This is a genomic window from Pseudomonas sp. OG7 (assembly GCF_014192825.1).
In the GTDB taxonomy this organism is placed as follows: domain Bacteria; phylum Pseudomonadota; class Gammaproteobacteria; order Pseudomonadales; family Pseudomonadaceae; genus Aquipseudomonas; species Aquipseudomonas monteilii.
This window is the reverse complement of sequence record NZ_JACHYK010000003.1, coordinates 530,862-550,052: the sequence shown is the minus strand read 5'-3', so window position 1 is coordinate 550,052 and position 19,191 is coordinate 530,862. Positions and strand designations below refer to the sequence as shown.

General features: G+C 63.3%; 18 protein-coding genes and 5 tRNA genes. 9 read left to right on the top strand and 14 right to left on the bottom strand.

Going from position 1 to position 19,191, the window contains the following annotated elements; all coding sequences use genetic code 11:
- Positions 1-7 precede the first annotated feature (7 nt).
- Positions 8-1,105 carry a glycine oxidase ThiO gene (thiO, locus tag FHW75_RS10675; protein WP_084297451.1) on the top strand — a complete coding sequence of 366 codons (1,098 nt, stop codon included), beginning with the start codon at positions 8-10 and terminating at the stop codon, positions 1,103-1,105.
- 32 nt (positions 1,106-1,137) lie between these two features.
- Here the strand turns inward: thiO and FHW75_RS10670 are convergent, their stop codons facing one another.
- From FHW75_RS10670 to FHW75_RS10625, 10 genes are all read right to left on the bottom strand, one after another.
- On the bottom strand, positions 1,138-2,541 hold the full coding sequence (locus FHW75_RS10670; protein WP_183673618.1) for an amidase: 1,404 nt from the start codon (positions 2,539-2,541) through the stop codon (positions 1,138-1,140).
- Position 2,542: 1 nt separating this feature from the next.
- Complete coding sequence (locus tag FHW75_RS10665; RefSeq protein ID WP_260308764.1) at positions 2,543-3,820, bottom strand: Zn-dependent hydrolase; 1,278 nt, start codon at positions 3,818-3,820, stop codon at positions 2,543-2,545.
- Between the two features lie 13 nt (positions 3,821-3,833).
- On the bottom strand, positions 3,834-4,529 hold the full coding sequence (locus FHW75_RS10660) for an ABC transporter ATP-binding protein (RefSeq protein WP_183673616.1): 696 nt from the start codon (positions 4,527-4,529) through the stop codon (positions 3,834-3,836).
- A complete protein-coding gene (locus tag FHW75_RS10655; RefSeq protein ID WP_012051121.1) occupies positions 4,529-5,281 on the bottom strand; it encodes an ABC transporter ATP-binding protein in 753 nt (250 codons plus the stop codon). The genes FHW75_RS10660 and FHW75_RS10655 overlap by 1 nt, the downstream gene beginning before the upstream one ends.
- Positions 5,281-6,300: a branched-chain amino acid ABC transporter permease gene (locus tag FHW75_RS10650; protein WP_025754951.1), complete on the bottom strand. Its 1,020-nt coding sequence runs from the start codon at positions 6,298-6,300 to the stop codon at positions 5,281-5,283. The genes FHW75_RS10655 and FHW75_RS10650 overlap by 1 nt, the downstream gene beginning before the upstream one ends.
- Before the next feature lies 1 nt (position 6,301).
- Positions 6,302-7,162, bottom strand: a complete 861-nt coding sequence (locus FHW75_RS10645; protein WP_016713397.1) for a branched-chain amino acid ABC transporter permease — start codon at positions 7,160-7,162, stop codon at positions 6,302-6,304.
- A 65-nt stretch (positions 7,163-7,227) separates the two neighbouring features.
- A complete protein-coding gene (locus tag FHW75_RS10640; RefSeq protein ID WP_016713396.1) occupies positions 7,228-8,430 on the bottom strand; it encodes an ABC transporter substrate-binding protein in 1,203 nt (400 codons plus the stop codon).
- A gap of 90 nt (positions 8,431-8,520) precedes the next feature.
- Complete coding sequence (locus FHW75_RS10635) at positions 8,521-9,285, bottom strand: FadR/GntR family transcriptional regulator (RefSeq protein WP_003247561.1); 765 nt, start codon at positions 9,283-9,285, stop codon at positions 8,521-8,523.
- Positions 9,286-9,465: 180 nt separating this feature from the next.
- Positions 9,466-9,696 carry a PP0621 family protein gene (locus FHW75_RS10630; RefSeq protein WP_016713394.1) on the bottom strand — a complete coding sequence of 77 codons (231 nt, stop codon included), beginning with the start codon at positions 9,694-9,696 and terminating at the stop codon, positions 9,466-9,468.
- Positions 9,697-9,790: 94 nt separating this feature from the next.
- Entirely contained in the window at positions 9,791-10,810 is a 1,020-nt protein-coding gene (locus FHW75_RS10625) for an outer membrane protein assembly factor BamD (protein WP_016713393.1), read from the bottom strand.
- Positions 10,811-10,957: 147 nt separating this feature from the next.
- Between FHW75_RS10625 and rluD the strand changes: the two genes are divergently transcribed.
- The 8 genes from rluD (at position 10,958) to FHW75_RS10585 (ending at position 16,227) form a co-directional block, all read left to right on the top strand.
- Entirely contained in the window at positions 10,958-11,920 is a 963-nt protein-coding gene (gene rluD / locus FHW75_RS10620; protein ID WP_183673614.1) for a 23S rRNA pseudouridine(1911/1915/1917) synthase RluD, read from the top strand.
- Positions 11,917-12,657 carry a peptidoglycan editing factor PgeF gene (gene pgeF, locus FHW75_RS10615; RefSeq protein WP_161751605.1) on the top strand — a complete coding sequence of 247 codons (741 nt, stop codon included), beginning with the start codon at positions 11,917-11,919 and terminating at the stop codon, positions 12,655-12,657. The genes rluD and pgeF overlap by 4 nt, the downstream gene beginning before the upstream one ends.
- A gap of 188 nt (positions 12,658-12,845) precedes the next feature.
- Positions 12,846-15,410: an ATP-dependent chaperone ClpB gene (clpB, locus tag FHW75_RS10610; RefSeq protein WP_025754954.1), complete on the top strand. Its 2,565-nt coding sequence runs from the start codon at positions 12,846-12,848 to the stop codon at positions 15,408-15,410.
- 374 nt (positions 15,411-15,784) lie between these two features.
- Positions 15,785-15,860: transfer RNA gene (locus FHW75_RS10605), tRNA-Asn, on the top strand.
- A gap of 4 nt (positions 15,861-15,864) precedes the next feature.
- Positions 15,865-15,941: transfer RNA gene (locus FHW75_RS10600), tRNA-Pro, on the top strand.
- A gap of 6 nt (positions 15,942-15,947) precedes the next feature.
- Positions 15,948-16,023, top strand: a tRNA-Lys gene (locus tag FHW75_RS10595).
- Between the two features lie 46 nt (positions 16,024-16,069).
- A tRNA-Pro gene (locus tag FHW75_RS10590) sits at positions 16,070-16,146 on the top strand.
- A 5-nt stretch (positions 16,147-16,151) separates the two neighbouring features.
- Positions 16,152-16,227, top strand: a tRNA-Lys gene (locus tag FHW75_RS10585).
- Positions 16,228-16,343: 116 nt separating this feature from the next.
- Here FHW75_RS10585 and FHW75_RS10580 read toward each other — a convergent pair.
- The 4 genes from FHW75_RS10580 to FHW75_RS10565 all read right to left on the bottom strand — a co-directional run bounded on the left by FHW75_RS10580 (position 16,344) and on the right by FHW75_RS10565 (position 19,146).
- Positions 16,344-17,639, bottom strand: coding sequence for an NAD(P)/FAD-dependent oxidoreductase (locus FHW75_RS10580; protein WP_027609788.1), 1,296 nt, complete (start codon positions 17,637-17,639; stop codon positions 16,344-16,346).
- Between the two features lie 84 nt (positions 17,640-17,723).
- Positions 17,724-17,897: a DUF3094 family protein gene (locus FHW75_RS10575; protein WP_013970765.1), complete on the bottom strand. Its 174-nt coding sequence runs from the start codon at positions 17,895-17,897 to the stop codon at positions 17,724-17,726.
- A 132-nt stretch (positions 17,898-18,029) separates the two neighbouring features.
- On the bottom strand, positions 18,030-18,659 hold the full coding sequence (locus tag FHW75_RS10570) for a DUF1780 domain-containing protein (RefSeq protein WP_013970766.1): 630 nt from the start codon (positions 18,657-18,659) through the stop codon (positions 18,030-18,032).
- 55 nt (positions 18,660-18,714) lie between these two features.
- Positions 18,715-19,146, bottom strand: a complete 432-nt coding sequence (locus FHW75_RS10565; protein WP_028699901.1) for a hypothetical protein — start codon at positions 19,144-19,146, stop codon at positions 18,715-18,717.
- Between the last annotated feature and the right edge of the window lie 45 nt (positions 19,147-19,191).

Below are 19,191 nucleotides of genomic sequence, written 5' to 3'. Positions count from 1 at the left end.
TCGACAGATGAGCAAGCAAGTAGTGGTGGTCGGCGGCGGGGTCATCGGCCTGCTGACGGCGTTCAACCTGGCGGCGAAGGTTGGGCAGGTCGTGGTGTGTGACCAGGGCGAGGTCGGCCGTGAGTCGTCGTGGGCCGGTGGCGGCATTGTTTCGCCGCTGTACCCGTGGCGCTACAGCCCGGCGGTGACCGCCCTGGCGCACTGGTCGCAGGACTTTTATCCACAGCTGGGCGAGCGTTTGTTCGCCAGCACCGGCGTCGACCCCGAAGTGCACACCACTGGCCTGTACTGGCTGGACCTGGACGACGAGGCCGAAGCGCTGGCCTGGGCCGAGCGCGAACAGCGGCCGCTAAGTGCCGTGGATATCTCGGCGGCCTATGATGCGGTGCCGGTGCTGGGCCCGGGCTTCAAGCGCGCCATCTACATGGCTGGCGTGGCCAATGTGCGTAACCCGCGCTTGGTCAAGTCGCTGAAGGCGGCGTTGCTGGCGCTGCCGAACGTAACCCTGCGCGAACACTGTCAGATCACCGGCTTCGTTCAGCAAGACGGGCGTGTGACCGGTGTGCAGACGGCTGATGGCGTGCTGCCGGCCGATGAGGTGGTGCTCAGTGCGGGCGCCTGGAGTGGCGACCTCTTGCGTACCCTTGGCCTCGAGCTGCCGGTGGAGCCGGTGAAGGGCCAGATGATCCTGTTCAAATGCGCCGAAGACTTCTTGCCGAGCATGGTGCTGGCCAAGGGGCGCTATGCGATCCCGCGTCGCGATGGGCACATTCTGGTGGGCAGTACGCTGGAACATGCCGGGTATGACAAAACCCCGACCGGGGATGCGCTGGAAAGCCTGAAGGCATCGGCGGTGGAGTTGTTGCCTGAGCTTGAGGGGGCCACCGTGGTTGGACACTGGGCGGGACTGCGGCCGGGGTCGCCGGAAGGCATTCCGTATATCGGGCCGGTGCCAGGGCATGCGGGGTTGTGGCTGAACTGCGGGCATTACCGCAACGGGCTGGTGCTGGCGCCGGCTTCGTGTCAGCTGTTTACTGACTTATTGACAGGGGCCGAGCCGATCATCGACCCGGCGCCATATGCGCCAGAAGGGCGTTTGGGCTGAGATTGCCGGGGCTGCTTTGCAGCCCCGGAATGTCAACGCGGTGCCTGCAAGTGCCGGCTCGGGTAATGCTGCTCATACACCTTGCACACCCGCAGCACCTGCTCATCGGCAAAGCGCCCGGCCACCACCTGCAGCCCCACCGGTAATCCTTCGCGGGTAAACCCACAAGGCACCGAAGCCGCCGGCTGCTGGGTCAGGTTGAAGGGATAGCTGAAGGGCGTCCACTCCATCCACTGCGCCATCCCCGACCCAGGCGGCACGTTGTGCCCGGCTTCGAATGCCACCAGCGGCAGCATCGGCGATACCAGCACGTCATAGCGCTGGTGGAAGGCATTCATCTGCGCAATCAGCGCCGCCCGTGCCTCCAGCGCCTGGGTGTATTCGCCAAGGCCGATCTTTGCGCCTTGCTCGGCAATCCAGCGTAGCCCGGGGTCAAGCAACGTTCGCTGTTCATCGCTCAAGGCACTGGCTAACCGCGCCGCGCCGGCAAACCACAGGGTATTGAAGGTTTCCAGCGGGTCGTTGAATCCCGGGTCCACCTCTTCCAACTGCGCGCCCAGCCGTACCAGGCGCTGCACTGCTTGCGCCACCAGTGCCTGGATTTGCGGGTCGACCTGCACGTAACCGAAGTTGGCACTGTAGGCGATGCGCAGGCCGCTCAGGTCTAGCTGCTGGCCCATCCACGGCGCCTGCCGTGGTGCACCGGACAGCCCGTCACGGGCATCGGGGCGGGCGACGCAGTCGAGCATCAGTACCGCGTCGTCTACGGTGCGCGTCATCGGCCCCAGGTGCGACAGCACGGTCATGGCGCTGGCCGGCCATTGCGGCACATAGCCGAAGGTCGGTTTGATGCCGAAGGTGCCGGTAAAGGCACACGGGATACGAATCGAGCCCCCGGCATCGCTACCCTGGTGCAGCACCCCCAGGTTCAGTGCGGCGGCGGCCGCAGCTCCCCCCGACGAGCCTCCGGCAGTCAGCCTTGTATCCCAGGGGTTGCGGGTGATGCCGTACAGCGGGTTGTCTGTCACCCCCTTCCAGCCGAACTCCGGCGTGGTGGTTTTGCCCACCAGCACTGCGCCGGCTTCACGCATGAACGCGGTGAAGGGGGCATCGACGTCCCATGGCCCTGCGCCGGAGGTGGTGCGTGACCCCTTGCGGGTCGGCATGCCACGGGTCAGGGTCAGGTCCTTTATCGAGGCGGGTACGCCATCCAGCCGGCCACAGGGCTCGCCCCGTTGCCAGCGCTGCTCGCTGGCGCGGGCGGCGGCGCGAGCACCTTCACCGTCGACATGGCAGAAGGCGTTTACCGCCGGGTTGTGCAGGTCGATGCGCGCTAACACGTCGTCGATCACCTCGACCGGCGACAGCTCACGGCGCTGGTACAGTTCGAGCAATTCGACGGCGGTGAACTCACCCAACTCGGTTTTCTGGGTCATCTCAACGGGCTCCCGGGTTGGCGGCCTGGAACATGGCACGCAGCAGGACGTCACAGCCGTCGGCCAGGTCCTGCGGCGCGGCATTTTCGATTTCGTTGTGGCTGATGCCACCCTCGCATGGCACGAAGATCATCCCGGCCGGGCCCAGCTCGGCGAGGAAGATGGCATCGTGACCGGCGCCACTGACGATATCCATATGGCTCAGCCCCAGCGTGCGTGCGCCCTGGCGCACGGCGTCTACGCACTGCTCGGCGAAATACAGTGGCGGGAAGTCGGCGGTGGGGGTCAGCTGGTAGCTCAGCCCGTGCCTGGCCGTGCTGCTTTCGATGGCCGTGCGTACTTCGCTGACCATGGCAGCGAGGTGTCCGGGGTCGAGGTGGCGCAAGTCGATGGTCATGTGCACCTGGCCGGGGATGACGTTGCGCGAGCCCGGGTGCAGGGTCAGGCAGCCGACCGTGCCGCAGGCATGCGGCTGGTGGGCGTGGGCCACGCGGTTGACCGCAGCCACCACCTCGGCCGCGCCAACCAGGGCGTCCTTGCGCAGGTGCATCGGGGTGGGGCCGGCATGGGCCTCGACACCGGTCAGCACCAGATCGAACCATTTCTGGCCCAGGCAGCCCTGGACAACACCGATGGTGGTGCGCTGGTCTTCCAGCACCGGGCCCTGCTCGATATGTGCTTCGAAGTAGGCACCGACGGGATGCCCGGTGGGCACACGCGGGCCGGCGTACCCAATGCGCTGCAGCTCGGCGCCGACCGACAGGCCCTGATCGTCGACCTTATCAAGGGTTTCCTGCAGGTCGAACTTACCGGCGAACACACCCGAGCCCATCATGCAGGGCGGGAAGCGCGAGCCTTCTTCGTTGGTCCACACCACCACTTCCAAGGGCGCTTCGGTGGTCAGGCCGAGATCGTTCAGGGTGCGGATCACTTCGAGGCCAGCCATGACGCCATAGCAGCCATCGAACTTGCCGCCGGTGGGTTGGGTGTCGATGTGGCTGCCGGTCATCACGGGTGGCAGGGCAGGGTTGCGGCCGGGGCGGCGGGCGAAGATGTTGCCGATGGCGTCGATGCTGACGGTGCAGCCGGCATCTTCGCACCAGCGCACGAACAGGTCGCGGGCCTGGCGGTCGAGGTCGGTCAGCGCCAGGCGGCATACGCCGCCCTTGGCGGTGGCGCCGAGCAGGGCCAGGTCCATCAGCGATTGCCACAGGCGCTCGCGGTTGACCTGCGAACCTTGGCCGAGCAGGTGCTGTGAGGGATCGATGCGGGTGTTCATGGGCGTTCTCCTTTCAGGCGCTCAGGGCCAGGTAACGGTTCTTGATGCTCGGGTCCTCACGGAACTGCGCCGCGCTGCCCTGGTAAGCGACCCGGCCCTGCTCCAGCACGTAATGGCGGTCGGCAAGGGCATCGCAGACCATCAGGTTCTGTTCCACCAGCAGGATCGACAGGCCCTCGTCCTTGATGCGCCGCAAGATCTTCACCAGCTCGTCGACAATCACCGGGGCGAGGCCTTCGGTGGGTTCATCGAGGATCAGCAGCTTGGGGCCGTTGAGCAGGGCGCGGGCGATGGCCAGCATCTGCTGCTCGCCACCGGACAGCGCGAAACCACCATTGCGGCGGCGCTCCATGAGCCGTGGGAACATGCTGTAGACGTCTTCCAGCTGCCAGCGGCTGGTTTTGCGCACGGCAATTTTCAGGTTCTCCTCGACGCTGAGCTGGCGGAAGATGCCGCGGTGTTCGGGCACCAGGGCAATGCCGAGCCGGGCGATATCGAAAATTTCGCGGCCCACCAGCGGCTGGCCGTTGAAGCTGATCTGCCCCTGCCGTGGGCGGACGATGCCGAGGATACTGCGCAAGGTGGTGGTCTTGCCGGCACCGTTGCGCCCAAGCAGGGTTACCAGCTCGCCGGCCTCGACCTTGAGCGAAACCCCTTCGAGGACATGGCTCTTGTCGTAGTAGGCGTGGATCGAATCGACGTTGAGCATCAGGCAGCCTCTCCAAGGTAAGCGGTGCGTACGCGCTCGTCGTTGCGCACCTGTTCAGGGGTACCCTCGACCAGAATCTGGCCGTGGCTCATCACCGTGATGCGCTGGCTGATCGACATGACGATGCTCATGTTGTGCTCTATCAGCAGCACGGTATGGTCGCGGCCAAGGTCGCTGATCAGGTCGGTCATTACCGGGATGTCGTCGATACCCATGCCCGAGGTGGGCTCGTCGAGCATCAGCAGGGTGGGCTTGGCGCAGATCGACATGCCCACTTCCAGTACCCGTTGCTGGCCGTGCGACAGCTCACCGGCCAGGGTTTCGGCGCGGGCGCTCAGTTTCAGGCGCTCCAGCACCTGGTCGGCGGTGTTCCAGTGGCTGCGCTTGTGCTCGACACTGCGCCAGAAGTTGAGCGCGCCCAGGCCATCACGGCCTTGGGCGGCCAGGCGCAGGTTTTCGCGCACGGACAGGTTCTGGAACAGGCTGGTGAGCTGGAACGAACGGGCCATGCCCAGCGCCACCCGCCCGTGGGATGGCTTGCGGATGATGTCCTGGCCGTTGAACAGGATCTTGCCTGCGGTGGCCTGGCGTTCGCCGGTCAGGCAGTGGAACAGGCTGGTCTTGCCGGCGCCGTTGGGGCCGATGATGGTGTGGATGGTGCCGGCGCGCACTTTCAGGTCAACGCCCGCAACCGCCTTGAACGGCCCGTAGGCCAGCTCCAGCTGGCGGGTTTCCAGGAGGTAGTCGCTCATCACAGGGTCTCCTTGGTCTTGGCCTGAGGTTTGTCATTGGCATTGCGGGTGGCCAGCAGGCGTTTGCCCAGTTCGGCCAGGCCACCCCACAGGCCGCCACGCATGAACACCACGACGAGGATCAGGATGACCCCCAGCAGCATCAGCCAGCGTGGCCACAGCTCCGACAGCACGTCGCCCAGCAGCACGATGGCGCCGGCCCCCAGCAGCGAGCCGAACAGCGAGCCGGTCCCGCCGACGATAGTCATGATGAGGATGTTCTCGCTCATCATCAGGTCGATGTTCGACAGCGGTGCAAAGTGCAGCAGCATGGCGTACAGCGCCCCGGCGATACCGGTGATGGCGCCCGACAGCATGAACACCAGGATCTTGAAGTGGCGGGTGTCGTAGCCGATGGCCGCGGCGCGGGTTTCGTTCTCGCGGATGGCCAGCAGGGTGCTGCCGAACGGCGAGCGGATGACCCGCAGGGCTGCGGCGAAGATCAGCAGGAACAGCACCGCCACAAACACATAGAAGTGCCGCGGGTCGGCCAGGTCGACCAGCACATGGCCGGCGATTTCGATGTTCGGCCGGGGCACATCGAGCAGGCCGTTGTCACCGCCGGTCCAGCCGCTGAGGGTGTAGGCCAGGAAGTAGGCCATCTGGCTGAAGGCCAGGGTCAACATGACGAAGTAGATGCCGGTGCGGCGAATCGCCAGTGCGCCCACCAGCAATGCCAGGAAGGCACCGAACACGGCGGCACCCAGTAGCGCGGCGAACATGCCCCACTGCAGGTGGATCATCAGCAGCGCCGCGCCATAGGCACCCACGCCAAAGAAGATGCCCTGGCCGAACGACAGCAGGCCGGTGTAGCCGAGCAGCAGGTTGCAGGCCAGCGCGGCCAGAGCAAAGATCAGGATCTCGGTGGCCAAGGTGGCCGACGGCAGCAACAGTGGCAGTGCCACCAGGCTGGCAACCACCAGCAACAGCAGCGCCGGGGCGCGGCCTTTGGCGACTGGCAATGGATTTTTCTCGCTCATATCAGGCTCTCCCGAACAGGCCATAGGGACGGACCAGAATCACGGCGGCCATGGCGCCGTAGATCATCAGGCTGGCGCCTTGCGGCCAGAGGCTGGTCATCATGCTTTGCACCACACCTACCAGCAGGCCGCCAACCAGCGCACCGCCGAACGAGCCCATGCCGCCGATTACCACCACCACGAAGGCAATGCCGAGAATTTCCGGGCCGACGAAGGGTTGCGCACCCCGTAGCGGGGCGAACAGCACACCCGCCACGCCGGCCAGGCCCACGCCCAGGGCGAAGGTCAGGGAAAACAGGCGGAAAATGTTGGTGCCCAGCAGCGACACGGTCTCGGTGCTTTCGCTACCGGCCCGCACCAGTGCGCCGAAGCGGGTGCGCTCCAGCAGCAGCCACAGGCCAAGGCCGATCAGCGCGGCGAAACCGATCAGGAACAGGCGGTAGTAGGGGTAGATGAAGTCCCCGAGGATCAGCACCCCGCGCAGCTCGGGCGGTACGGCAATGTTCTTGCCCACCGGGCCCCAGATCAGCACTGAGGCTTCCTGGATGATCAGTGCGATGCCGAGGGTGACGAGGATCTGGAAGGTGTGCGGCAGGTGGTAGATGCGCTTGATCAACAGGCGCTCGACCGCCCAGGCCAGGGCGGCCACCACCAGCGGTGCAATCAGCAGTGCCAGCCAGAAGTTGCCGGTGATGGCCACGGCGGTGTAGCACAGGTAGGCGCCCAGCAAGAAGAACGCGCCGTGGGCGAAGTTGACGAAGTTGAGCAGGCCGAAAATGATCGTCAGGCCCACGGCGATGAGGAAGTAGATCATCCCCAGGCCCAGGCCGTTGAGCAGTTGGAACAGGTACAAATCGAGCATGAGCGTGCCCTCGACAGCGCGCGGTGCGGCTGCCTGTACGAGTGTGTGTGACTAACGCCGCGGCTTCAGGCCAGGGCGCAACCGGTGTGGTCGACCTCGACGAACGAACGGCCTGAGCTGATGACTTCGGCCAGGTCGTCCTCGTCGCGCATCTGCCCCTGGGGCTTGCCGCGCAGCAGGTAGTAATCCTTGAGTACCTGATGGTCGCCAGGGCGGATCAGTTCTTCGCCGGTCGGGCCCTGGAAGCGCATGCCCTGCAATGCCGCCGACACGGCGGCGCCCTCCAGGCTGCCGGCCTTGACGATGGCTTCGAGCATGACCTTGGTGCCGATATAGTCGGCAGCCAGCGGGTAGTTGGGGTTGATGCCATAGGCCTTGCGGGTTGCGGCAACCAGTTGCTTGTTCAGCGGTGTATCGACCTGGTGCCAGTACTGGGCACCCAGGTACACGCCTTCGAGCACGTCGCTGCCCAGCTCCTGAAACTGGTCGAGGCCGGCAGACCACACCATCAGCACTTTCATGCGGTCCTTGATGCCGAAGTTGACGGCCTGGCGCAGGGCGTTGGAGGCCTGGCTGCCGAAGTTGAGCAGCACCAGCACATCGGGTTTGGCGGCGATGGCGTTGGTGAGGTAGCCGGAGAACTCCTGTTCCTGCAGCGAGTGGTAGCTGTTGCCGATGTGTTCCACACCAAGCTCGGCGAACACCTTGCGGGCGTTATCCAGCAGGGCGTCGCCGAACACGTATTGCGGGGTGATGGTGTACCAGCGCTTGGCCTGGGGCAGCTGGCGGATCATGGGCACCAGGGTTTCGCGGATGGCGCCGTAGGTGGGCACCGACCAGCGAAAGGTCGATGCGTTACAGTCTTTACCGGTGATTTCGTCGGCGCCCACGGGCGTCATGAACACGCCGCCGGCTTTGTGGATTTCCTTCGACACCGCCAGTGCCGAAGACGACAGGGTGCAGCCCTGGAAGAAGCGTGCGCCATCCTGGCCGATGGCTTCCTGTACCTTGCGCACCGCCTTGCCGGCGTTGCCTTCGGTGTCGATGACCTTGTACTTGAGCGGGTGGCCGAGCAGCTGCGGGTACTCGGCGATGGCCAGGCGCGACCCCATGTCGGCGTACTTGCCGTAGCTGGCGAAGGCGCCCGACATGGACTTGAGCCCATAGAAGGTCAGCGGTTGGTCGGCGAATGCCCGGAGCGCTCCCAAGGGGAGGCTACCTAAGGCACCCAGGGCAAGGCCTGCCTTGAGCAGGGTACGTCTTTGCATGAGTAACTCCTTGGTTGTGGTTATTAGGCAGGAGTGGCAATGACAAAGCGGGTACGGCCGGGCCTGTGTGCAGGCCTCTTTCCAGGCGCATCAGTGGTGGTGGTCGAACTCCAGCAGGAAGTTGCGGGCAACCTCGCCTTCCAGCGCGGTCATGTGGTGCTCGGCGTCGCACATGTGTTCATGCATCAGCCGGCGTACAGCGGGTTCGTCGCTGGCGCGCAGGGCGGTCAGCAGTTGCTTGTGGTAGTCGATGTTGGCGGCGGCGAACTGCTGGCGCTTGGGCAGGTAGGCCTTTTTCAGCACCACCAGGTCGCGCAGCAGGTCGTTGAGGAACACCGCCATGAACCGCAGCAACGGGTTCGGGCAACGGTCGGCCAGCAGGGTGTGGAACTCCAGCTCTGCCAGGCGCTGCTCGCGCTGGCCTTCCTCGCTGTCTTCCGGTGCGCTGCAGAAGTCGATGTTGGCTTGCAGCGCGGCGTAGTCGGCTTCGCTCAGCTTGCCCATCACCGACACCGCCAGCTCTACCTCGATGACTTTGCGCAGCTGGTAAACCTGCTCGCCGTCCAGGTGCTGGAAGTGCAGGTAATTGCGCAGCGCGCGGCTGGCCGGCTCGGTACCTACTTCATTGAGGTAGGCGCCGCCGGTCGGGCCGGTACGGGTACTGACCAGCCCTTCGACCTCCAGCGCCTTGAGCGCTTCGCGGGCGGTGCCCTTGGAACACTCGAAATGCTCCATCAGCTCACGCTCGGTGGGCAGGCGGTCACCGGGGTGCAGCGCTTCGGTGACGATCGAGCGCTTGACCGATTCGACGATCACATCGGACAGCTTCTGGCGCTTGCGTTTGGGTTTGAGCATTTCGCTATTTTTCATATTTATGCGGATAAATAGGATTTAGCGAATTTTACCGGGATGGGTCAATGCTGGCGTCGGGGGAGGGGTCGTAATTGGTGTGAAAGGGTCGGGGAGGGATAAGTGATGCAGGGTTCACAGGCCTCTTCGCGGGCATGCCCGCGAAGGGATTCAGGTGATACTGGCTCAGCCTTGGCGACCAGGGCCTTGTTGCAGGTGTGCCTGGCTGCAATACCACTCATTGCCCTGCTGCAGCGCCCGGTCGTTGGGCAAATGCACGCCACAATGGGCACAGCGCACCATCTTCAGCGGTGCATCCAGCTTCGCCTCGGGGTGCGACTGCTGGCTGACTTTGAACTTGCGCCACAGCCAGAACGCGGCGGCGATCAGGGCGATCCAGAAAAGTAGGCGAACCATGGTGTCCAGCTTGTCGGTTGAAGAAGCCGACAGTCTAGGACGCGGCCAATAAAAAAGGGAGGCCCAAGGCCTCCCTTTCATTTACCGCTGTGTGTCAGTCAAACAGACCAAAGGTCATGTAGCTGAACCAGGAGCGGTCTTTCTCGGCTTCTTTCGGGCCTTCCGGCACGATCGGGTCGCCGTTCTCGTCCTTCGGCAGCAGCTCTTGCGGCATCTCGTCGCGGGCGTCCTGGAACTGCTTGACCACGTCCTGGTTGGCGCGGGTTTCGCCCGGCGGCAGCGGGGTATCGGTTTCGATCAGGCCCAGGGTGGCCTTGGACAGCCAGCCACGGCCGTCAGACTCGGTCTGCTTGGGCTGGAACTCGCCATCGACCAGGCTCGGGTGGTCCGGGTAGTTGAGCTTGAGGGTTTCCAGGCTGCTGGCGGCCAGTTCGTCCAGGTGCATCTTCTGGTACGACTCGACCATCACCGCCAGGCCGTCACCGACCGAGGGGGTTTCCTGGAAGTTTTCGACCACGTAGCGGCCACGGTTGGCGGCGGCCACATAAGCCTGGCGGCTCAGGTAGTAATCGGCCACGTGGATTTCATACGAGGCCAGCAGGTTGCGCAGGTAGATCATGCGCTGCTTGGCGTCTGGCGCGTAGCGGCTGTTGGGGAAGCGGCTGGTCAGCTGGGCGAACTCGTTGTACGAGTCGCGGGCGGCACCCGGGTCACGCTTGGTCATGTCCAGCGGCAGGAAACGCGCCAGCAGGCCACGGTCCTGGTCGAACGAGGTCAGGCCCTTGAGGTAGTAGGCGTAATCCACGTTCGGGTGCTGCGGGTGCAGGCGGATGAAGCGCTCCGCAGCCGACTTGGCAGCCTCGGGCTCGGAGTTCTTGTAGTTGGCGTAGATCAACTCGAGCTGCGCCTGGTCGGCATAGCGGCCGAACGGGTAGCGCGATTCCAGGGCCTTGAGCTTGTTCACGGCGCTGGTGTAGCTGGAGTTGTCCAGGTCAGCTTGCGCCTGCTGGTACAGCTCGGCTTCGCTGAGGTTCTCGTCAATGACCTCTTTATTAGAGGAACAGGCCGCGGTAAGCCCGAGGATGGCGATCAGCAGCAGGTGTTTCACTTGCATGGCGGCTTGCGTCCCTTTGACGGCCGCTGTCTTGGGCGGTGCCGTCCTGTTATGATGAGCGCCCCGGCCAACCCCGGGACAAAAGAAGCCGTATTTAACCACAAGCTCGCAGCCGAAACCAAAGGCTGTGCGCCCGCCGAATCGAGCATGTCCGAGATCATTCAACTTAGCGCAGAGGTACCGTCCGATCTGGGCGGTCAACGCCTCGACCAGGTCGCCGCCCAATTGTTCGCCGAGTACTCGCGTTCGCGGCTTACTACGTGGATCAAAGAAGGCCGCCTGACGGTCGATGGCGCCGTCGTGCGCCCTCGCGATACCGTTTATGGTGGCTCAGTGCTTGCGCTGGAGGCCGAGCAAGAGGCCCAGGGCGAGTGGATCGCAGAAGACATCGCGCTGGATATCGTCTATGAAGACGACCACATCCTGGTGATCAACAAGCCTGCGGGCCTGGTTGTGCACCCGGCCGCCGGCCATGCCAGCGGCACCCTGCTCAATGCGCTGCTGCACCACGTGCCAGACATCATCAACGTGCCGCGTGCCGGTATCGTTCATCGCCTGGATAAAGACACCACGGGCCTGATGGTGGTGGCCAAGACCTTGCAAGCGCAGACCAAGCTGGTTGAGCAGATGCAAGCCCGCAAAGTCAGCCGCATCTATGAGTGCATCGTGATTGGCGTGGTGACGTCCGGTGGCAAGATCGATGCCCCGATCGGCCGCCACGGCGGTATGCGCCAGCGCATGGCCGTCACCGACGGCGGCAAGCCGGCGGTCAGCCACTACCGTGTGCTCAAGCGCTTCCGCTCGCACACCCATTTGCGGGTCAAGCTGGAAACCGGCCGTACTCACCAGATTCGCGTGCACATGGCCCATGTCGGCTTCCCGCTGGTGGGTGATCAGACGTACGGTGGGCGCTTCCGCATTCCGCCGGCCGCCAGCCCAACCATGGTCGAGGCGGTGAAAACCTTCCCGCGCCAGGCACTGCATGCGCGTTTCCTCGCCTTGGCCCACCCGATTACCGGTGAAGTCATGAAGTGGGAATCGCCACTGCCGGATGACTTCCTCTGGTTGCTGACGCTGCTGAACGAAGACCGCGAGAGCTTTATCGGATGAGTGGCCTGACGCAGTCGCTGTTGTTCCCCGACTGGCCGGCCCCGGCCTCGGTTCGCGCCTGTGTCACCACCCGTCAGGGCGGCGTCAGCCTGCCGCCCTACGAAACCTTCAACCTTGGCGACCACGTAGGGGATGCCCCTGCGGCGGTCGCCGAAAACCGCCGCCGGCTGAGCGACGCGTTCGCCATCCAGCCGGCCTGGCTCAAGCAGGTGCATGGCCTCGTGGTGGCGGATGCCGACCCGGCTGTGGTGGCCGAGGCCGACGCCAGCTGGACCGACCAGCCAGGCATTGCCTGCACCGTGATGACTGCCGATTGCCTGCCTGCGCTGTTCTGCGACCGGGCGGGGACGCGCGTGGCAGCCGCGCATGCGGGCTGGCGCGGGTTGGCCGGTGGCGTGCTGGAAGCCACGCTGGACCGCCTGGCGCTGCCGCCAGAAGAGGTGCTGGTGTGGTTGGGACCGGCCATTGGCCCGCAGGCCTTCGAAGTAGGGCTGGAAGTGCGTGATGCCTTTACGGCGGTGCATCCGGAAGCGGTCCGTGCTTTTGTCGAGGGTGAGCGGCCGGGCAAGTTGATGGCGGATATCTACGAGCTGGCGCGTATTCGCCTGGCTGCACGTGGGGTGACCGCTGTGTATGGTGGCGGATTGTGCACGGTCAGCGATGCGCGGTTCTTCTCTTATCGCCGTACCCCGCAGGGTGGGCGGTTTGCATCGTTGGTCTGGCTGGACCCGCGCTAGCCTGTACCGGTCTCTTCGCGGGTTTACCCGCGAATGCCCCAGCGACAATCCAACAGGTTGACCTTGGTCAACCCCGCTACGCTTGAATCTTCCAGAATCAGCCTTATCTATAAGGTCATCTCAGGCAGGTTTCTTCATAAACAGGCGCTGTCCATCGCTCCGACCTGCCCTTTAAAGGAAGGTACACCATGCGAATAGACCGTTTGACCAGCAAGCTGCAACTTGCAATATCCGATGCCCAATCCCTGGCCGTTGGCATGGACCACCCCGCCATCGAGCCCGTGCACCTGCTGCAGGCACTGCTCGAACAGCAGGGCGGCTCCATCAAGCCCCTGCTGATGCAGGTTGGCTTCGACATCAACAGCCTGCGCCAGGGGCTGGTGAAAGAGCTCGACCAGCTGCCGAAAATCCAGAACCCCACCGGTGACGTGAACATGTCGCAGGACCTGGCGCGCCTGCTCAACCAGGCCGACCGCCTGGCCCAGCAGAAGGGCGACCAGTTCATTTCCAGCGAGCTGGTGCTGTTGGCCGCCATGGACGAGAACAGCAAGCTCGGCAAACTGCTGCTGAGCCAGGGTGTGACCAAGAAGGCCCTGGAAAATGCCATCAACAACCTGCGCGGCGGCGCGGCAGTGAATGATGCCAACGCCGAAGAGTCGCGTCAGGCGCTGGACAAGTACACCGTCGACCTGACCAAGCGTGCCGAAGAAGGCAAGCTGGACCCGGTGATTGGCCGTGACGATGAAATCCGCCGTACCGTGCAGGTGCTGCAACGCCGCACCAAGAACAACCCGGTGCTGATCGGTGAGCCTGGCGTGGGTAAGACCGCCATCGCCGAAGGCCTGGCCCAGCGCATCATCAACGGTGAAGTGCCCGACGGCCTCAAAGGCAAGCGCCTGCTGGCGCTGGACATGGGCGCGCTGATTGCCGGTGCCAAGTACCGTGGCGAGTTCGAAGAGCGTTTGAAAGGCCTGCTGAACGAGCTGTCCAAGCAGGAAGGCCAGATCATCCTGTTCATTGACGAACTGCACACCATGGTCGGCGCCGGCAAAGGCGAGGGCGCCATGGACGCCGGCAACATGCTCAAGCCAGCCTTGGCCCGTGGCGAACTGCACTGCGTTGGCGCTACCACGCTTAACGAGTACCGCCAGTTCATCGAGAAGGACGCTGCGCTGGAGCGCCGCTTCCAGAAGGTGCTGGTAGAAGAGCCGAGCGAAGAAGACACCATTGCCATTCTGCGTGGCCTGAAAGAGCGCTATGAAGTGCACCACAAGGTGGCCATCACTGACGGCGCCATTATCGCTGCGGCCAAGCTCAGCCACCGCTACATCACTGATCGCCAGCTGCCCGACAAGGCCATCGACCTGATCGACGAAGCCGCCAGCCGCATCCGCATGGAGATCGACTCCAAGCCGGAAGTGCTCGACCGCCTTGATCGCCGCCTGATCCAGTTGAAGGTGGAATCGCAGGCGCTGAAGAAAGAAGAAGACGAGGCGGCGAAAAAACGCCTGGAAAAGCTGACCGAAGAAATCGAGCGGCTGGAGCGTGAGTATTCCGACCTGGAAGAAATCTGGGCGTCGGAGAAGGCCGAAGTGCAGGGCTCGGCGCAGATCCAGCAAAAGATCGAGCAGGCCCGCCAAGAGCTGGAAACAGCCCGTCGCAAAGGCGACCTGAGCCGCATGGCCGAACTGCAGTACGGGGTAATCCCGGACCTGGAGCGCAGCCTGCAGATGGTCGATCAGCACGGCAAGACCGAGAATCAGTTGCTGCGCAACAAGGTGACCGAGGAAGAAATTGCCGAAGTGGTATCGAAGTGGACCGGTATTCCGGTGGCCAAGATGCTCGAAGGCGAGCGCGAAAAGCTGCTGAAAATGGAAGAGCTGCTGCACCAGCGCGTGATTGGCCAGGGCGAGGCGGTAACCGCCGTGGCCAACGCCGTGCGCCGCTCGCGTGCCGGGCTGTCCGACCCTAACCGGCCAAGTGGCTCGTTCCTGTTCCTCGGCCCGACCGGTGTGGGCAAGACCGAGCTGTGCAAGGCGCTGGCCGAGTTCCTGTTCGACACCGAAGAGGCCATGGTGCGTATCGACATGTCCGAGTTCATGGAGAAACACTCCGTGGCTCGCCTGATCGGTGCACCACCAGGCTACGTCGGCTACGAAGAGGGCGGTTACCTGACCGAGGCCGTACGGCGCAAGCCTTACTCGGTGGTGCTGCTGGATGAGGTGGAGAAAGCCCACCCGGATGTGTTCAACGTGCTGTTGCAGGTGCTGGAAGACGGCCGTCTGACCGACAGCCACGGGCGCACGGTAGACTTCCGCAACACCGTGATCGTGATGACCTCCAACCTGGGTTCGGCGCAGATCCAGGAACTGGTGGGCGACCGCGAAGCGCAGCGTGCAGCGGTGATGGATGCGGTGGGTTCGCACTTCCGCCCAGAGTTCATCAACCGTATCGACGAAGTGGTGGTGTTCGAACCACTGGGCCGCGAGCAGATTGCCGGCATTACCGAAATCCAGCTGGGCCGCCTGCGCAGCCGCTTGCTGGAACGCGAACTGTCGCTGAGCCTGAGCCCGGAGGCGTTGGACAAGCTGATTGCAGTGGGTTACGACCCGGTGTACGGCGCACGGCCGCTGAAGCGTGCCATCCAGCGCTGGATCGAAAACCCGCTGGCGCAGCTGATTCTGGCGGGCAAGTTCTTGCCGGGTACGGCGATCACCGCCAAGGTGGAAGGCGACGAAATCGTCTTTGGCTGATTCTGTTGCACCATGAGCCCCGCATTTGCGGGGCTTTTTTTGGCCGTTAACCTATACCGGCCCCAGTAAAATCGGGGTTTCGCGGATATTCTGGATAACCTGCTGAAATTTTTGAAATTTTTGCTTGCATCAATTTCCGAGTGCCCCTAATATACGCCGCGTTGTCAGGCACTAAGCGAACCACCAGCGACATCGGTGACCGCAAAACAACTTACAAATCAGTAAGTTGACTGAAAAAAAGTGGTTGACAAGCAAAACGAAGAATGTAGAATAGCCGGCCTCAGCAGCGACAACGCGAAAGCGAAGAAGCCAAAGAGTCCGAAGCGAACACGCTCTTCGGAGTAGCAAATCGGTAAGTTGTACCGAAGTTCAGTTCCGCGATAGCTCAGTCGGTAGAGCAAATGACTGTTAATCATTGGGTCCCTGGTTCGAGTCCAGGTCGCGGAGCCAATCTCGGGGTGTAGCGCAGTCCGGTAGCGCGCCTGCTTTGGGAGCAGGATGTCAGGAGTTCGAATCCCCTCACCCCGACCATTTTCCGGGTCGTTAGCTCAGTTGGTAGAGCAGTTGGCTTTTAACCAATTGGTCGTAGGTTCGAATCCTACACGACCCACCATGTAAAGAAGGGCATCTCAAAGAGATGCCCTTTTTTTTGAAAGACCCGGGGTGTAGCGCAGTCCGGTAGCGCGCCTGCTTTGGGAGCAGGATGTCAGGAGTTCGAATCCCCTCACCCCGACCATTTTTGGGTCGTTAGCTCAGTTGGTAGAGCAGTTGGCTTTTAACCAATTGGTCGTAGGTTCGAATCCTACACGACCCACCATGAACAAAGGGCATCTCGAAAGAGATGCCCTTTTTCTTTTGCCTGGCGAAAGTGCTTGGCCAACAGCTGGTAAACGAGCAAAAAGAAGGGCCGCATCAGCGACCCTTGGCTTTCAATCAGTGCAGCTTCAGCCGCGGCTCGGTTCCCCGGCCAATCTTGCTGCCCAGCATCATCAACGCCGTACGGAAGAACCCGTACAACGCCATCTGGTGCATGCGGTACAGCGACACGTAGAACATCCGCGCCAGCCAGCCTTCCAGCTTCACGCTGCCCATCAGGTTACCCATCAGGTTGCCCACCGCCGAGAAGCGCGACAGCGACACCAGCGAGCCGTAGTCCTTGTACGCGTAAGTCGGCAGCGGCTTGTTCTCCAGACGCGCCTTAAGGCTTTGCGCCAGCATCGAAGCCTGCTGGTGCGCGGCTTGGGCCCGTGGCGGCACATTGCGGTCGCTGCCTGGTTGCGGGCAAGCGGCGCAGTCGCCGAAGGCGAAGATGTTGTCGTCGCGGGTGGTTTGCAGGGTAGGGCGCACGACCAGCTGGTTGATGCGGTTGGTTTCCAGGCCATCGATGTCTTTCAGGAAGCCCGGCGCACGGATACCGGCCGCCCACACCTTCAAGCTGGCCTGGATCACTTCGCCGTCCTTGGTTTTCAGGCCGTCTTCGGTCACTTCACTGACGGCAGCGTTGGTCATCACCTTCACGCCGAGCTTTTCCAGGGTCTTGTGCACCGGCACGCTGATGCGCTCTGGCAGCGCTGGCAGCACGCGCGGGCCTGCCTCGATGATGGTGATGTGCATATCCTTGGGCTGGATGCGGTCCAGGCCATAGGCTGCCAGTTCGTGTGCGGCGTGGTGCAGCTCGGCCGCCAGTTCCACACCAGTAGCACCCGCGCCGACGATGGCGACGCTGATTTTTTCACTGGCCACATCACCGGCATGGGCGCGCAGGTAGTGGTTGAGCAACTGCTGGTGGAAGCGCTCGGCCTGCTTGCGGGTGTCCAGGAACAGGCAGTGCTGCGCCGCGCCCAGGGTGCCGAAGTCGTTGGTGTTGGAACCTACGGCAATGACCAGGGTGTCGTAGCCCAGGGTACGCGCAGGCAGCAGCTCGCGGCCCTCTTCATCGAGGGTGGCGGCCAGTTGAATCTGTTTGCCTTCACGGTCCAGGCCGCTCATGCGCCCCAGCTGGAAGTTGAAGTGGTTCCACTTGGCCTGCGCCACGTAGTTCAGTTCGTCTTCCGAGGAGTTCAGCGAGCCGGCAGCCACTTCGTGCAGCAGTGGTTTCCAGATGTGCGTGAGGTTGGCGTCGACCAAGGTAATCTCGGCCTGCTTGCGCTTGCCCAGGCTTTTACCCAGGCGGGTCGCCAGTTCCAGGCCGCCGGCGCCGCCGCCGACAATCACGATGCGATGAGTCATGGGGATATCTCATAAGGTTTACGGAATTCGTGGCCCAGGGGGCCGGCCGCAAACTGCACGAGGGGAGGGCGAGCGCGAAGCAGCTCATAGCACCAGTCCACTTAGCAGGCGGCTGATGAGACCCAACCCGATGGTCACGGCCACCACCAGCACAAGGAGCAGCCACGGCCGGAAGGGCCTGCGCTCGACTTGGTGCTGGGGGGCTCGCAGATACTCATCGACACGACGCTGATCTTCCGGATTCAGGCGGCTGGTCATGGTGGGCCTCGTCAGGTAGACGTTTGTGACTGCGCAAACGCTACAGCGTTCGCGCAAGCGCTTGAAACAAATGATAATGCTTTCTATCCCTGGCGCCGAGTGTACGCCATCGCAAACATTCGCTGCACTGGATCAAAGACTGATGCCCACATCGAAGACGATGCTGCGGCCCAGGTTACCGCGCAAAAAGTCTGGCGCGTCTGGGTGGGCGAACAGCACCCGGGCAAAGGTCGGCCCCACCAGCGACAGTGAACGCCAGCCCTGGCGCAGGTATTCGGTAGGCGGCGGGAAGTGGGTGTTGAGGTCGAGCACTTCGCGCTTGAGGCTGGCGAAGGCGATGATGTCCAGCTCGTTCAGCTCCAGCCCGCGTTCCCGGTAGTTGTGCGCCTTCTTGCGCAAGGTCGGCGCCAGGCGCCCCAGCAACTCGGTGGCACTGATGCGCCGGGGGCGCGCTTCGCGGCGCACCAGCTGCGCCAGGGAAAACGCACTGCGCCGGCGTTGCAGCTCTTCGCGCCATTCATCGTTCAGCCGGCGGCCTTCGTCGAGCACGAAAAACACCTCGAACGCGGCATCGCGGAACAGTACGTCTGGCGGCTCTTGGCCGGCCGGGGTGAAGTCTTCGCTGCGGTAGGGGATGTTCAGCCCCTGCAACAGACGCTGGCACACCCAACGCTCCCGCTCCCACTTGCGGGCGTTGGAGAGAAAGGCATTGGCTTGTTCGGCCTGGATGGTAAGCAGGCGCAGGTAGTCTGAGTCATCCATGCAGACAAGCTTAGCCGTTAATCGATGACGGTAAGATGCTGTTTAAGCGCGGGAATCAGCCCAGCACTGGCCACTGCTGCACCAGCCCGACCAGGTGCACCAGGCCGAAGCCCAGGCAGATCAGTGAACTGACTACGATAAAACGCTGCGAACGCCCGGTGCCCGCCAGCAATCTTGGCCCCAGCAGACCGCGCAGCAGGTACACCAGGGTGATGAGGCAGATGGCTGGCAGCAGCAACGGCAGCCGCCCGATTGCCCCGGCAGCCGACAGCGCATAGGCCGACCAGGCCAGCAGCACGCAGGCGATGGCTGCAGTGACAAGTGCCGGGTACCAGCGGCCCTTCTCGGCGGCTACCGCCATACGTTCACCCGCCCCGAACAAACGGTACCAGCGTGGCCCAACGGCGATCACCGCCAGGTGAAGTAGGCCAATGATGGCGTTGAGTGCCGCTGCCAGCAGCAGGGTGGGGTTGATTCCTTCCGGCATGGCCAATGCTTCCTGCATCGAATGAGGGCGCCAGCCTACCGCAGC

What these genes read in the sequence shown, in the direction of transcription:
- FHW75_RS10660 (WP_183673616.1), bottom strand. Translation starts at nt 4,529, where the DNA reads ATGCTCAACGTCGATTCGATCCACGCCTACTACGACAAGAGCCATGTC.
- FHW75_RS10640 (WP_016713396.1), bottom strand. Translation starts at nt 8,430, where the DNA reads ATGCAAAGACGTACCCTGCTCAAGGCAGGCCTTGCCCTGGGTGCCTTA.
- rluD (WP_183673614.1), top strand. Translation starts at nt 10,958, where the DNA reads ATGTCCGAGATCATTCAACTTAGCGCAGAGGTACCGTCCGATCTGGGC.
- FHW75_RS10565 (WP_028699901.1), bottom strand. Translation starts at nt 19,146, where the DNA reads ATGCCGGAAGGAATCAACCCCACCCTGCTGCTGGCAGCGGCACTCAAC.
- FHW75_RS10665 (WP_260308764.1), bottom strand. Translation starts at nt 3,820, where the DNA reads ATGAACACCCGCATCGATCCCTCACAGCACCTGCTCGGCCAAGGTTCG.
- FHW75_RS10670 (WP_183673618.1), bottom strand. Translation starts at nt 2,541, where the DNA reads ATGACCCAGAAAACCGAGTTGGGTGAGTTCACCGCCGTCGAATTGCTC.
- FHW75_RS10655 (WP_012051121.1), bottom strand. Translation starts at nt 5,281, where the DNA reads ATGAGCGACTACCTCCTGGAAACCCGCCAGCTGGAGCTGGCCTACGGG.
- FHW75_RS10580 (WP_027609788.1), bottom strand. Translation starts at nt 17,639, where the DNA reads ATGACTCATCGCATCGTGATTGTCGGCGGCGGCGCCGGCGGCCTGGAA.
- thiO (WP_084297451.1), top strand. Translation starts at nt 8, where the DNA reads ATGAGCAAGCAAGTAGTGGTGGTCGGCGGCGGGGTCATCGGCCTGCTG.
- FHW75_RS10630 (WP_016713394.1), bottom strand. Translation starts at nt 9,696, where the DNA reads ATGGTTCGCCTACTTTTCTGGATCGCCCTGATCGCCGCCGCGTTCTGG.
- FHW75_RS10645 (WP_016713397.1), bottom strand. Translation starts at nt 7,162, where the DNA reads ATGCTCGATTTGTACCTGTTCCAACTGCTCAACGGCCTGGGCCTGGGG.
- FHW75_RS10635 (WP_003247561.1), bottom strand. Translation starts at nt 9,285, where the DNA reads ATGCTCAAACCCAAACGCAAGCGCCAGAAGCTGTCCGATGTGATCGTC.
- FHW75_RS10625 (WP_016713393.1), bottom strand. Translation starts at nt 10,810, where the DNA reads ATGCAAGTGAAACACCTGCTGCTGATCGCCATCCTCGGGCTTACCGCG.
- FHW75_RS10570 (WP_013970766.1), bottom strand. Translation starts at nt 18,659, where the DNA reads ATGGATGACTCAGACTACCTGCGCCTGCTTACCATCCAGGCCGAACAA.
- clpB (WP_025754954.1), top strand. Translation starts at nt 12,846, where the DNA reads ATGCGAATAGACCGTTTGACCAGCAAGCTGCAACTTGCAATATCCGAT.
- FHW75_RS10575 (WP_013970765.1), bottom strand. Translation starts at nt 17,897, where the DNA reads ATGACCAGCCGCCTGAATCCGGAAGATCAGCGTCGTGTCGATGAGTAT.
- FHW75_RS10650 (WP_025754951.1), bottom strand. Translation starts at nt 6,300, where the DNA reads ATGAGCGAGAAAAATCCATTGCCAGTCGCCAAAGGCCGCGCCCCGGCG.
- pgeF (WP_161751605.1), top strand. Translation starts at nt 11,917, where the DNA reads ATGAGTGGCCTGACGCAGTCGCTGTTGTTCCCCGACTGGCCGGCCCCG.